Annotated in this window: 16 protein-coding genes, 2 tRNA genes and 1 pseudogene; 12 read left to right on the top strand and 7 right to left on the bottom strand. The window is 51.3% G+C overall.

The annotated features are described in order from the left end of the window. Positions 1-86: 86 nt before the first annotated feature. From F3J28_RS09395 to F3J28_RS09380, 4 genes are all read left to right on the top strand, one after another. Positions 87-1430, top strand: coding sequence for a 6-phospho-beta-glucosidase (locus F3J28_RS09395; RefSeq protein ID WP_039291727.1), 1344 nt, complete (start codon positions 87-89; stop codon positions 1428-1430). A gap of 45 nt (positions 1431-1475) precedes the next feature. After that, positions 1476-2237, top strand: coding sequence for a chitin disaccharide deacetylase (gene chbG, locus F3J28_RS09390; protein ID WP_166875258.1), 762 nt, complete (start codon positions 1476-1478; stop codon positions 2235-2237). Positions 2238-2338: 101 nt separating this feature from the next. Beyond that, positions 2339-2686, top strand: coding sequence for a nitrous oxide-stimulated promoter family protein (locus F3J28_RS09385; protein ID WP_166875256.1), 348 nt, complete (start codon positions 2339-2341; stop codon positions 2684-2686). Between the two features lie 79 nt (positions 2687-2765). Beyond that, on the top strand, positions 2766-3224 hold the full coding sequence (locus tag F3J28_RS09380; protein ID WP_166875254.1) for an NUDIX hydrolase: 459 nt from the start codon (positions 2766-2768) through the stop codon (positions 3222-3224). Between the two features lie 266 nt (positions 3225-3490). Here F3J28_RS09380 and F3J28_RS09375 read toward each other — a convergent pair. The 3 genes and pseudogenes from F3J28_RS09375 to F3J28_RS09365 all read right to left on the bottom strand — a co-directional run bounded on the left by F3J28_RS09375 (position 3491) and on the right by F3J28_RS09365 (position 4520). Next, positions 3491-3578, bottom strand: a tRNA-Ser gene (locus tag F3J28_RS09375). Between the two features lie 193 nt (positions 3579-3771). Next, positions 3772-3978 (bottom strand): annotated as a pseudogene (locus F3J28_RS09370) (TolC family protein); the annotation flags it as partial. A gap of 454 nt (positions 3979-4432) precedes the next feature. After that, positions 4433-4520 (bottom strand) — tRNA-Ser (locus F3J28_RS09365). Between the two features lie 202 nt (positions 4521-4722). Between F3J28_RS09365 and ghrA the strand changes: the two genes are divergently transcribed. From ghrA to F3J28_RS09345, 4 genes are all read left to right on the top strand, one after another. Further along, a complete protein-coding gene (ghrA, locus tag F3J28_RS09360; RefSeq protein ID WP_166875252.1) occupies positions 4723-5664 on the top strand; it encodes a glyoxylate/hydroxypyruvate reductase GhrA in 942 nt (313 codons plus the stop codon). A 103-nt stretch (positions 5665-5767) separates the two neighbouring features. After that, positions 5768-6505, top strand: a complete 738-nt coding sequence (locus tag F3J28_RS09355; RefSeq protein ID WP_008453572.1) for a phosphatase — start codon at positions 5768-5770, stop codon at positions 6503-6505. 28 nt (positions 6506-6533) lie between these two features. After that, positions 6534-7088 carry a TorD/DmsD family molecular chaperone gene (locus F3J28_RS09350; protein WP_166875251.1) on the top strand — a complete coding sequence of 185 codons (555 nt, stop codon included), beginning with the start codon at positions 6534-6536 and terminating at the stop codon, positions 7086-7088. A gap of 103 nt (positions 7089-7191) precedes the next feature. After that, complete coding sequence (locus F3J28_RS09345) at positions 7192-7680, top strand: DUF1097 domain-containing protein (protein ID WP_166875249.1); 489 nt, start codon at positions 7192-7194, stop codon at positions 7678-7680. Between the two features lie 42 nt (positions 7681-7722). Here the strand turns inward: F3J28_RS09345 and csgG are convergent, their stop codons facing one another. Genes csgG through csgD form a run of 4 tightly spaced genes read right to left on the bottom strand, consistent with a single transcriptional unit; the run spans position 7723 to position 10062 of the window. Next, positions 7723-8556, bottom strand: a complete 834-nt coding sequence (csgG, locus tag F3J28_RS09340; RefSeq protein WP_166875247.1) for a curli production assembly/transport protein CsgG — start codon at positions 8554-8556, stop codon at positions 7723-7725. 38 nt (positions 8557-8594) lie between these two features. After that, positions 8595-9011, bottom strand: coding sequence for a curli production assembly/transport protein CsgF (gene csgF, locus F3J28_RS09335; RefSeq protein ID WP_008453564.1), 417 nt, complete (start codon positions 9009-9011; stop codon positions 8595-8597). A gap of 9 nt (positions 9012-9020) precedes the next feature. Further along, on the bottom strand, positions 9021-9407 hold the full coding sequence (gene csgE / locus F3J28_RS09330) for a curli production assembly/transport protein CsgE (protein ID WP_166875244.1): 387 nt from the start codon (positions 9405-9407) through the stop codon (positions 9021-9023). A gap of 4 nt (positions 9408-9411) precedes the next feature. Next, positions 9412-10062 (bottom strand): biofilm master transcriptional regulator CsgD, encoded by a 651-nt coding sequence (gene csgD / locus F3J28_RS09325; RefSeq protein WP_166875241.1) that lies wholly within the window; start codon positions 10060-10062, stop codon positions 9412-9414. A 779-nt stretch (positions 10063-10841) separates the two neighbouring features. On the opposite strand from csgD, the gene csgB reads away from it, so the two are divergent. The 4 genes from csgB to F3J28_RS09305 all read left to right on the top strand — a co-directional run bounded on the left by csgB (position 10842) and on the right by F3J28_RS09305 (position 12565). After that, positions 10842-11291: a curli minor subunit CsgB gene (gene csgB / locus F3J28_RS09320; protein WP_008453558.1), complete on the top strand. Its 450-nt coding sequence runs from the start codon at positions 10842-10844 to the stop codon at positions 11289-11291. Between the two features lie 45 nt (positions 11292-11336). Continuing rightward, positions 11337-11750, top strand: a complete 414-nt coding sequence (gene csgA, locus F3J28_RS09315; protein WP_039291764.1) for a curli major subunit CsgA — start codon at positions 11337-11339, stop codon at positions 11748-11750. A gap of 57 nt (positions 11751-11807) precedes the next feature. Further along, complete coding sequence (csgC, locus tag F3J28_RS09310; RefSeq protein WP_166875239.1) at positions 11808-12137, top strand: curli assembly chaperone CsgC; 330 nt, start codon at positions 11808-11810, stop codon at positions 12135-12137. A gap of 119 nt (positions 12138-12256) precedes the next feature. Beyond that, the gene (locus tag F3J28_RS09305) at positions 12257-12565 is read left to right on the top strand and encodes a YmdA family protein (RefSeq protein WP_166875236.1); all 309 of its coding nucleotides are present in this window, start codon (positions 12257-12259) and stop codon (positions 12563-12565) included. Positions 12566-12650: the final 85 nt, after the last annotated feature.

Here is a 12650-nt window from a genome sequence, read left to right as displayed (position 1 = left end):
CTGGTTAATTACCACGGTCAATATTGCGTTTTTATTAACTTATTCAATTTTCTAAATACGGCGCGTGGCGCTGTACGGGAGCCTGTATGACTAAGAAATTAAAAGTTGTTACTATCGGTGGCGGCAGCAGCTATACCCCAGAATTACTTGAAGGTTTTATTAAGCGCTATCATGAATTACCGATTACTGAACTTTGGCTGGTGGATGTCGAAGCCGGTAAAGAAAAGCAGGATATTATTTTCAATCTTTGCCAGCGCATGATTGAGCACGCCGGTGTGCCGATGACGGTACACAAGAGCCTCGACCGCCGTGAAGCGCTGAAAGACGCGGACTTCGTGACCACCCAGCTGCGCGTGGGCCAGCTGAAAGCGCGCGAGCTGGATGAGCGTATTCCGCTGAGCCACGGTTATCTTGGCCAGGAAACCAACGGCGCGGGTGGCCTGTTCAAAGGTCTGCGCACCATTCCAGTGATTTTCGACATCATCAAAGACGTGCAGGAAATCTGCCCGGATGCGTGGGTTATCAACTTCACTAACCCGGCCGGGATGGTGACTGAGGCGGTATTCCGCCACACTAACTTCAAAAAATTCATCGGCGTGTGCAACATTCCTGTTGGCATGAAGATGTTTATTACCGACGTGCTGAAGTTGACCCCGGAAGATGACCTGGGGATCGATCTCTTCGGCCTGAATCACATGGTGTTCATTAAAGATGTGCTGGTGAACGGCGAATCCCGCTTTGCTGAACTGCTGGACGGCGTAGCCAGCGGTAAACTGAGCGCTAACTCGGTGAAAAACATCTTCGATATGCCGTTTAGCGAAGGGCTGATCCGTTCTCTGAACCTGCTGCCGTGCTCTTACCTGTTGTACTACTTCAAGCAGAAAGAGATGCTGGCCATCGAAATGGGCGAGTTCTACAAAGGTGGCGCGCGCGCTTCCGTGGTGCAGAAGGTCGAGAAACAGCTGTTCGAACTGTATAAAGATCCTAACCTGGATGTGAAACCGAAAGAGCTGGAGCTGCGCGGCGGGGCTTACTACTCTGACGCCGCATGCGAAGTGATCAGCGCTATCTACAATGATAAGCAGACCGAGCACTACGTGAACATCCCGCACCATGGGCACGTGGACAATATCCCGGCGGACTGGGCTATCGAAACGACCAGTATCATTGGCCGTGATGGTGCAAGACCGCACCCGCGCGTGACTCACTTCGACGAAAAAGTGATGGGCCTGATTCATACCATCAAAGGCTTCGAAGTGGCGGCGAGCCAGGCGGCGCTGAGCGGTGAATTCAACGATGTGCTGCTGGCGCTGAACCTGAGCCCGCTTATCCACTCTGACAAGGATGCAGAAGTGATTGCCAAAGAGATGCTGCTTGCCCATAAAGCCCATCTGCCAAACTTTGCGAAAGCTATCGAAAAACTGGCTTAATGCCTTGCCCTCCCCGGACGGGGAGGGCCACTCAAGAGGGATGCTATGGACCGCTTACTGATTATCAACGCCGATGACTTTGGCCTGAGTAAGGCGCAAAACTACGGCATCATCGAAGCGTTTCACCACGGTGTGGTGACTTCAACCACCGCGATGGTTAACGCTGAAGCCATTAAACACGCTGCCGGGCTGTGCGCACGCTATCCGGGGTTGGGGGTCGGCATGCACTTCGTGCTGACGCTGGGACAGCCGCTGACCAACATGCCGGTGCTGACTCGCGAAACGGGCGTACTGGGTAAATGGATTTGGGAGATGGCCGAGCAGGGGCAGTTGGACCTGGACGAGATCAAACGCGAACTGGAAAGCCAGTATCAGCGCTTTATCGAGATTTTTGGTATTGAACCAACCCATCTTGATAGCCACCATCACGTGCATATGATCCCGGAAATTTTCCCCATCGTTGCGGCGTTTGCCAGCGCGAAAGGGATCCCGCTGCGCGTCGATCGTGATGCCGCAGCCCGGGACAACATTTCCCTGGATGGCGTGCGGACTACGCAAGGGTTTAGCAGCGAGTTTTACGGCGATTCGATTTCTGAAAGCCTGCTTCTGGAGTGCGTGGATGCTTCGGCTAAGCGAGAGGAAGCCTCGCTGGAAGTGATGTGCCACCCGTCATTTGTGGATAACACGCTGCTGAAAAGCAACTACTGCTACCCGCGCCTTGCGGAGCTGGAAGTGCTTACCTCCGCCGCGTTGAAGTACGCGATTGCCGAGCGAGGCTACCGTCTGGGCACGTTCCGCGATCTCTGACCCCTATTCGTACTTCGGCCTGCTGTCGATAAGGTGTATTATTGCTGCATCTTATCGACAATCATTGACCGGACATTTGTACCGGTTAACCAGGTGCAGCTATGTCCGGAAAACGCATCCAACGCGAAAAGCAAACCATCGCTAAAATGCTCGCCCTGTACGAGCGCAAAAACCCAGCTGCCAGCCCCGATCCAGACCACTACTCACGGCTATACGACTACGCTGCCAAAAGGTTGGATCGCTGCGCTTTTGGCGAAGAAAAGCCCGCCTGCAAGCAATGTCCCATCCACTGCTATCAGCCCGCAAAACGTGAAGAAATGAAGCAGGTGATGCGCTGGAGTGGTCCCCGAATGTTGTTTCACCATCCGGTTCTGACCGTGCTTCATTTGATGGACGATCGCCGTCCGGTTCCGCCGCTGCCGGAGAAATACCAGCGTAAGAAAGAGTGACGGAGTCAGTCATGCCGGTTTCATCTGAATCGTGTATAAACGCTGACAATAACGCGGCGTTATGCCCGGAGGCTAGGCGATGGGATACGTGGAAGAAATGAGGGCGCTGGTAGGCCACCGGCTTTTATTACTGGCCGGGGCGAATGTCATCATTACCGATGATCAGCAGCGCATTTTGTTGCAGCTGAGGCGCGATGGCGGTTGGGGATTGCCCGGCGGTTTGCTTGAGCCCGGTGAAAGTTTTGAAGAAACGGCTATTCGTGAAGTGAAAGAAGAGACGAATCTTGATGTTCACGACCTGACTTTACTCGGCACTTTTTCGGGTTCGGACTATACGTTTACGCTCGAGAATAAAGACAGGATTAACGTCATTACTGCACTGTTCGAAGTGACAAGCTGGTCAGGCCGCATGATTAATGATCCTACAGAAGGTCTGGCGCTCACCTTCTTTGCGGAAAGCGAGATCCCGGCAGAAACAAAGGATGAATACAGGGATTATATAAACTACTACCTGGCGCAAAGAGTTGCTAAGAAGTAACTGCAGGTTAAATTCGAACCCATCCCTCATAGTGAAACATGCGAAAAAAAGCCCGCATTTGCATGCGAGCACTTCTTTAAATATGGCGGTGAGGGAAGGATATCACTCGCGCCGTCCATGGCGCTCGCCCTGCGGGTTGCCGGAGGCAATGCAAAACGGCCATCCTGCCGTTTTGTCGAACCCTGGTCGAGGGTTCTCATTCGTCCCTCAAGGGGTTACGGGCAATAAAAAAGCCTGAACGTGAGTTCAGGCTCTCTTATCGAATATGGCGGTGAGGGAGGGATTCGAACCCTCGATACGTTGCCGTATACACACTTTCCAGGCGTGCTCCTTCAGCCACTCGGACACCTCACCATATTTTTTGCTGCACACCTTAGGTGGGCAACGGGGCGCTACTATAGGGAGTCAGCCCTCTTCGGTCAAGCCTAATTTATGGATTATGCCGCGTTCGGTTAAGGTGTGAGCGGTTGAGGCGGTTTTAAGGCAAATTCGTCGAAAAAAGCCCCGCCCGGCTAATTCCTGTGGGCGTGAGAAGGTTATCATCGCGCTAGCTGGCATTACCTCCCAGCGATTGCCAGAGCGTAATGCGGTTCTCCAGCGCCATTTGCTGCAGTGAAATAAGCGAGTGGCGAGCGCTCCATAGCGTGCGCTGCGTCGTTAAGGCTGTCAGATAATCGCCGATGCCAATCTGCTGCTGTTTTTGCACTGCCTTCAGCGAGGCTTCCGCATTGGAAATCGTCTGCTGTGCCAGCTCAAGGCTGCTGGTTTTTAACCTGCTAAGGTTTTCTTGTCGGAATCAAATCAAGATCGACGTACAAATATTGGGTGAGTTGTGAAGGGTATATGGGGTGAGGGAGGGATATCACTCGCGCCGTCCATGGCGCTCGCCCTGCGGGTTGCCGGAGGCAATGCAAAACGGCCATCCTGCCGTTTTGTCGAACCCTGGTCGAGGGTTCTCATCCGTCCCTCGTGGTGCAATATGCGAAAAAAAAGCCCGCATTTGCATGCGAGCTCTTCTTTAAATATGGCGGTGAGGGAGGGATATCACTCGCGCCGTCCATGGCGCTCGCCCTGCGGGTTGCCGGGGGCAATGCAAAACGGCTGTCCTGCCGTTTTGTCGAACCCTTGTCGAGGGTTCTCACCCGTCCCTCAAGGGGTTACGGGCAATAAAAAAGCCTGAACGTGAGTTCAGGCTCTCTTATCGAATATGGCGGTGAGGGAGGGATTCGAACCCTCGATACGTTGCCGTATACACACTTTCCAGGCGTGCTCCTTCAGCCACTCGGACACCTCACCATATTGTCGCTCCAGCGCTGCTGGAACGGGCGCTAATTTAGGGAAAATGGGCTTCGCCGTCAATGCTAATTTCATGTTTTTGGTGCGTTTAGCCAAACTTCGTCCAACTTGATTCTTAAACCACCACAAGATGCTGCTTTTTATTACTTTGGGGCTTGCATGGCGAGTCGATTCGCGCAAGCCTAAGAAAAAAGGAGGCAGTATGGACATTATTTTTCATCACCCCACTTTTGACACCGAGTACTGGCTGAATCGCCTTCAGCTGGCTTTGCCTGGCGCTCGCGTTCGTCAGTGGAAGCAGGGCGACCAGCAACCCGCAGACTATGCCCTTGTCTGGCATCCTCCGGTGGAAATGCTTAGCGGCCGTAAAGGGCTAAAAGGCGTATTTGCGCTTGGTGCGGGCGTTGACGCTATCCTCAGTAAACTTCAGGCTCATCCTGACATGCTGCCTGACGGCGTGCCGCTGTTCCGTCTCGAAGACACCGGCATGGGGCTGCAGATGCAGGAGTATGCGGTCAGTCAGGTGCTGCACTGGTTCCGTCGTTTTGACGATTACCAAAGGCAAAAACAGCAGGGGCAATGGCAGCCGTTGGACGATTATCGTCGCGAGGATTTCACCATTGGGATCCTCGGTGCAGGCGTGCTGGGCGGTAAAGTCGCTGAAAGTCTTGTGGCCTGGGGCTTCCCGGTTCGCTGCTGGAGCCGCAGTAAGAAAGATTTCCCTGGCGTAGAAAGTTTTGCCGGTGGCGAAGCGCTACCTGCCTTTTTAAGCGGCACCCGCGTGTTGATCAACTTGCTGCCTAATACGCCGCAAACCGTCGGCATCATCAATCGTGAATTGTTGAGTCAATTGGCTAAAGAGTCCTACGTGATAAATCTCGCGCGCGGCGTTCACCTTGTCGAGGCCGATCTGCTTGCGGCGCTGGATGCCGGGCAGCTCAAGGGCGCAATGCTGGACGTCTTCTCTAAAGAGCCGCTGCCGGAAAATAATCCGCTATGGGCGCATCCTCGCGTGGCAATTACGCCGCATGTTGCAGCGGTAACTCGTCCTGATGAGGCGATTGCCTATATAGCAAAAACGATTACTCAACTGGAAAACGGTGAAGCCGTTTCCGGTGAGGTCTCACTTCAGCACGGCTATTAAGCATCAAGCCCGGCCCTGGCCGGGCTGATAACGTTCCAGAAGCAGGCTAAAAATTGTCATGGATTGCTGGTATCCTTACTTCAAAATAGAAAAGGAGAAAGCCATGTATCCCGTTGACCTGCATATGCATACCGTTGCCAGCACCCACGCCTACAGTACCCTCCACGATTATATTGCCGTTGCGAAAGCCAAAGGTATCAAGCTGTTCGCCATTACCGACCACGGCCCGGATATGGCGGATGCGCCGCATTACTGGCACTTTATTAATATGCGTATCTGGCCACGACTGGTCGATGGCGTCGGCATTTTGCGCGGTATTGAGTCGAACATTAAAAATACTGCCGGGGAAATAGACTGCACCGGCCCGATGCTGGACGCGCTGGATTTAATTATCGCGGGCTTCCATGAGCCGGTGTTCCCGCCCAAAGATAAAGCCACCCACACCGAAGCGATGATCGCGACGATGGCGAACGGCGACGTACATATCATCAGCCATCCGGGGAATCCTAAGTTTGAGATTGATATCCCAGCTGTTGCGGCGGCGGCGGCGAAATATAACGTCGCGCTGGAGCTGAATAATTCTTCGTTTACCCATTCGCGCATTGGCAGCGGCCCAAACTGCCGCGCTATTGCCGAAGCCGTGCGCGATGCAGGTGGCTGGCTGGCGTTAGGATCTGACTCTCACACTGCCTTTACGCTGGGGGATTTCACCGAATGCCGTAAAATCCTCGACGAAATCAATTTCCCGGAAGAGCGGATCCTTAACGTCTCTCCGCAGCGCCTGCTGGGCTTCCTGGAAGCCCGTGGCATGGCGCCAATTGCTGAATTTGCCACACTGTAATTAACACCCGTAATGGATAGAGCCAGTCATGAATGAATTTTCAATTATTTGCCGCGTACTCGGATCGCTTTTTTATCGCCAGCCGCAGGATCCCCTGTTGGTGCCTCTTTTTACGCTGATCCGTGAAGGGAAGCTGGCGGCAAGCTGGCCACTGGAGCAGGATGAGCTGTTGGGCCGGCTGCAAAATAGCTGCGATCCGCAGCTGCTGGCGGCCGACTTTAACGCTTTGTTTGTCGGCGAAAAATGCAGCGTGCCGCCATTCCGTTCCGCCTGGGAAGAGGGGAGCGATGAAGGCGAAGTGCGCCAGTTCCTGAAGCAGCGTGGCATGCCGCTGGGTGAGTCCCCGGCCGATCATTTTGGGACGCTATTGCTGGCGGCCTCGTGGCTTGAAGACCAGTCTCAGGAAGATGAGTTTGAAGCGCAGGTGACGCTGTTTGATGACTACCTGATGCCGTGGTGCGGGACTTTCCTGGGCAAAGTTGAAGCCCATGCCACAACGCCATTCTACCGCACGCTGGCGGCAATCAGCCGTGAGGCGCTGCAGGCCATGCGCGATGAGCTGCAGGAATCAGAGGATGAGTAATTGTGATGTTAATCACAATTAAAATGTAACGCTGATTTCTTATTTACAAAAAACGTGCGCCAGATCGTAGTGGTTAGCCCGGCCTCTGCTATGATACGGCGCCATGAAGACACTTATTCCATTAGCAATCACCACCGGTATTCTCTCCGGCCTTTGGGGCTGGGTGGCGGTGAGCCTCGGCCTTCTGGGCTGGGCCGGTTTCCTCGGCTGTACCGCTTATTTTGCCTGTCCGCAGGGCGGTATGAAGGGGCTTTTTATTTCCCTGTGTACGCTGTGCAGCGGCGTGCTGTGGGCGTTGGTGATTATTCACGGCAGCGCGCTGGCGCCGCAGGCGGAAATCCTGGGCTATATCATGACCGGCGTAGTCGCCTTCCTGATGTGTATTCAGGCGCGCCATATTTTGCTCTCGTTTGTCCCCGGGACGTTTATCGGCGCCTGTGCAACCTTTGCCAATCAGGGTGAGTGGCACAACGTTGTACCTTCGTTGCTTTTAGGTCTGGTGTTTGGCTTTGCCATGAAAAACAGCGGGTTGTGGCTTGCTGCGCGGCGGGACAAGCCAAAACCGAAAGCCAGCTCATTGTTAAGCGAATAAAAAAACCAGCGAAAGCTGGTTTTTTTATCGAGGCAGAGAGTCTCAGGAAGCGGGCGGCGTTGAGAGCTGTTTGTACTTCACCAGCACCGGATTGTTAACATCGGCCGGATTCTGCAGATCCCAGAGTCCCCGGTCGATACCGTCGTTGACCAGATAGATGACCCCCGTTTCAATGGCGGACATCAGGCACAGCATGACCGGCTCGTTGCTGGTATAGCCCACTTCACCTTCCAGCAGACGCTGATAATCAATAAACCGGAAAACGCCGGCTTGCACCTCGTAGGACAGGATCGTTTTGCTGGTGTTGACGGACGACATAACTTCGCCGGTGCTGACGTCCACCACCCTTAAATTAACGGCAATTTGATCAAGCTGGTACTGCGTGTCGGCCCCAATGCCAAAATAGCGAGCGCCCGCGCCACCCGACTTCACGTTACTCTCGTAGCCAATGATCGAGCCTTCAATCATCACATTGGCCGCCATCAGAGAGTGCAGCGGGGCGCGGTTATTATCGGCCACGGTGCCATTTTCCTGGGCGGCACGAATAATTTTGCGTTCGTTCAGCAGGTTTTGCAGCCCCTGGCGTTCTAGGGGGATAAACCAGCGGGAATCCTTCAATGCCGTGACCAACATAGACGTCGCGCTCTGCGGTACGGCGGTAGAAAAGTTGCTGGCAGGATAGGGCTTGAACTGGCCCGTTTCGTCCTGAATGTTATACACCGAAACATAGAGCTTACCTTTTGCTTCCGGCAAATGCGTCAGGTCGAGGTAGCTTTGCGCGCGCGGTAATAACGTTGGCCTGGCAGCTTCTTTCGGCGGCGCCATCAAACAACCACTTAATAAAAACACCGCCATAATCAGAAGTATGCGCTGCATGATAGTGATCCTTTCAGAGGTATTATGATCTTAAGCCACTAAAAATTCGTGGAATTTGCCTGCAGGCCGGATACCTGAATGGTTGACGTTTTGCCGGTTTTGCGGTCGGTGACGTTGAGCTGAAGCTGGCCGTCAGTGTTGGCAATATCGACGATAAAATCATTGGTGACCATGCGCCCTGGTTTACCGGTATTAATATTGGTCAGTAGCCCCCCCAGCACCTGCGACTGCAGCGCCTGGGTGAAGTTATCCAGCGCGCTGGGCATTTGAATGCCTAGATCGCTGCTGTAGCTGGGATCTTTATAAGAGTTTTGCGCCTGGGCCGAATTTAACAAATAGGCGCCGTTATTAGGGTTACCGCCAAAATTGGGGTTCACAAACTGGAAAACCATATTCCCGCCCCAGGCCAGCGGCGTAAATAACAGCACGGGCAGTACGGCATGATAAATACGCATCATCGTCTCCTAGAATTCATCGTGGGTTAAATCGCTGGTGCTCAAGAGTTGCTTATCGATCAGCCTGCGTTTAAGCGCCTCATCGGTATGGATCAGTGCAACGTCAACGTTTTTGTCAAAGTCGCGTTTTGTGGGAAAAAGAAAAGCCTGATAAACAACATCCTGGCCTGCGGTAATCGTTATCCAGCTCCCCCAGCGGGCGCTGGGGCGCTCGTTGATGGTTAAATTACCGGTATAGTTGCTTTCCCATTTATCGCTGAAGGCGCGATAAAAGCTGTGGCCAACGGAGGTGACGGTATGGTCTGTCAGCAGTCCAGGGATCTCGACTTCTTCGGCCAGGACACTGCTTATCAGGCAGCAGCAAGCTGCCAGCGTAAATGCAGCTGAACGTTTCATGAGGCTATCGCCGAAGATTATCGTTGGCCCAGGAAACCGCCTGAGTTCGGTTCTTGACGGCTATCTTTCTGAACAGGTTATACAGGTGCGTTTTGACCGTGTTCTCGCTGATAAACAGCGAACGCGCGATTTCAACATTGGAAGAGCCAACGCGCAGCTTATTCAGTATTTCCTTTTCGCGCTGCGTCAGGCGGGATGACTCGGAGTTGTTAAACCGGTAGTTGCCGGAGTGGCTGATCAGATAACTGGCCAGTTTCTGCGAGAAGTAACATTCGCCAGCCAGTACCCCGCGTAGTCCCTCGATGACTTTGGGCTCTTCTGCAGCAAGATAAAAAACGCCATTGATGTGCGGCCAGTTTTCAATCTCCCGGAAGGGATACTCCTCCGGCGTATTGAGTAACAACAATTTTATCTGACTGTTTTTACGACTTAGTTTATCCTGCCAGAACAGAATGGTCTTTTTATCTGTTTCCGCCATATCAAATAAAATCAGAACATTACCGGGAAACTCATCCAGTGGGCGTTGGATATTATGAATACGGCCATTTATTTCTAACGAGGCGCGCAGGTGCTGTAATAAGGCTGAAGCCTGGAGAGAGGGTTTTGTCATTAACAATAACGTAGGGCCCTGAAGGGCATGGACTTCATTATACATGATGAAACTCCACCTGGTTTATGTCGCTACCTTTTGAATTAATAAGAATTAATTCTCTATAACGTGACGAGTGCCGCGACGGTGCTGTATGTTAAATATTTTTAATCGCCGAAATGATTTTATTTCGGTCAGCAAAAGAAAATTAACTAAAGAAGTGGTAACTGTTTCCAATTTAGCGATTGGATATTTTAACGCAAGTGTTAACTATGTAACTAAATGTTTCTGTGGATATTAAAATGTTTCAATTAATAGTGTTTGCTATTTAATTTTAAGCAGAAAGTTGTACGTTTTTTGCTTTCTGTATAGAAAATTAATTTTGATTATTAATTTTAACTAATTGTATTTTATAATCTTTATTTTTTATTTTTTTGTATTGTTCACCCTGTTCATAATTTTAAAAACTGCGTTCCCAGCACTCATCCGCTTCGCTTAAGAAAACTTGTCATGATGACGAAGTTTTTTCATAAACTGACTAAGCATCGCTTAAGTTGTGCTAAGTCAGTGAGAGTTAAGGTGACTTTAAATAAGTGTGCTAATGATTATCCGATCCCTGGATCAGGTGGTTGTAATAGTGACGATTGTCTGTTTTTATTTCGTATTAATACTTTGGTGTGAATTTCATAATGCAAAATACCACCCCGGCATGAGATATTTTTAATTGTTGCCGTAACATACTCATTTGCGTAACGATGCAATAACACATTATTGTTGGTCCGTTATGCTTGACCTGAATGTTACGCGTCATATTGTTCCGGCATTATCTGGTTCAGGGTGACAGAATGAAAAAATATTTTATTTCTATAATGTTCGCTGGCCTGGCGAGTCATTGTTTTGCGGCGAGTAACGATCTCGCCACTGCTGAGTACAATTTTGCTGTCAATGAATTGAGTAATCCTCAATTTAATCAAACGGCCATTATTGGCCAGTCTGGTAGCAATAATAATGCTGCAGTAGTTCAGCGGGGGCAGAAGCAACTTTCTGAGGTTACGCAAAGCGGAGCAGGCAACCGGGCAAACATTGAACAATCAGGTAGTTATAACCTGGCTTATATCTCGCAAGAGGGTAACGCCAACGAGGCGGGTATTAAGCAGGATTCATTTGGTAATGCGGCACTTATTATCCAACGAGGTTCTGGTAATAAAGCAAACATTACCCAGTACGGTACCCAGAAGTCAGCAGTTGTTGTGCAAAACCAGTCACAAATGGCGATTCGCATTATTCAGCGATAAGCAAAATATTTGGGCTGAAACTATCAATCCGATGGGGGTTTTAGTATGAATCTTTTCAAAGTGGCAGCATTAGCAGCACTGGTTGTTTCCGCAGGTGCAATGGCGACCTATCCGCAGCAGGCTCAGCACTCGACCTTGAAAATATATCAGCAGGGTAACGGAAATAATGCCACAGCGCTGCAGTCGAATGCGTTCTATTCGAAGACTGAAATTAAACAGCTGGGCACGGTGAATGGTGCAAAAGTTGGCCAGGGCTCTGACAGCAGCGATATTAAATTGCTGCAGGATGGCTACGGTAACAATGCCACTCTCAGCCAGTGGAACGGGAAAAACGCGCAGATTGATGTTCAGCAGTTCGGGACCAACAACGGAGCAGTGGTTAATCAGACGGCATCCAGCTCTCTGGTGTCGGTCACCCAGTTCGGCAACGGTAACCACGCCACGGCTTCTCAGTACTAAAGCGACCTGGCTATCGCGTAAACAGGGCCAAAGGCCCTGTTTTTCTTTGGAGGTTGTATGCATACCCTGGTATTGCTTGCCGCACTCTCAAGTCAGCTGACGTTTAATACCCGGCAGCAGGAAAACATCTACACAATAACGCCTGTCGCGACGCTGGCGGCGGATTGCCAGTGCACCTTGACGCTGGTAGCAACCAAAACCGGCCCGTCGGGGAAAAGTTCCAGCCACCAAAGCAGCGAGCTGTTTATAAAAGCGCATCAAACGGTTGATCTCTCGCAGCTAAGTTTGAATATTGACCCAGGCGACAGCGTGACGGTCACGGTTATTCTGAGCGACGGAAAGGCCTTTCACCTTGAGCAACAGTGGCAAAACCCGGGGAAGTCTTGACCGAAAACAAATATATGTGACGGAAGTATTGCAAGAACAAAAAACATGGATCACTGTTTAATTATCTTTGATTTTCTGCCGATAACCTCAGGGACGACAGCAATCGAGGAGTAATGAACGTGAAAGCAAGTTTTAAGCAGTATTTGCTTTGTCTGGCGCTGGGCATCGTGGTTTCACCGCTTTCTCAGGCTGCATCCTCTGGCATAATCCATTTTCGAGGTGAAATAGTAGAAGGCGGCTGTCAGTGGACGTCTGCCAGTTCCAGTGTCGCCATGACCTGCACCGAAAAAGGCAAACCCGTCACTCAGACCATGGCCCTCAGCTCGCTTGATGGTGTCACTCTTCACAATGACAGCACGATACAAACCCGTGTGCAATACCTCGACCCACAGCACAAAACAGCGGTGCTGCACGTTACCTATCAATAACTTTACGGCCCGTATAAAGCGGGCCGCGTATTTTTGGTTTAGGCTCACATAGCAGAGTAAACTAACGCGGATCGATTTCAGTTGA

It is taken from the genome of Enterobacter sp. Ap-1006, from assembly GCF_011752835.1.
GTDB lineage: Bacteria > Pseudomonadota > Gammaproteobacteria > Enterobacterales > Enterobacteriaceae > Cedecea.
This window is presented reverse-complemented; position numbering and strand designations above follow the sequence as displayed.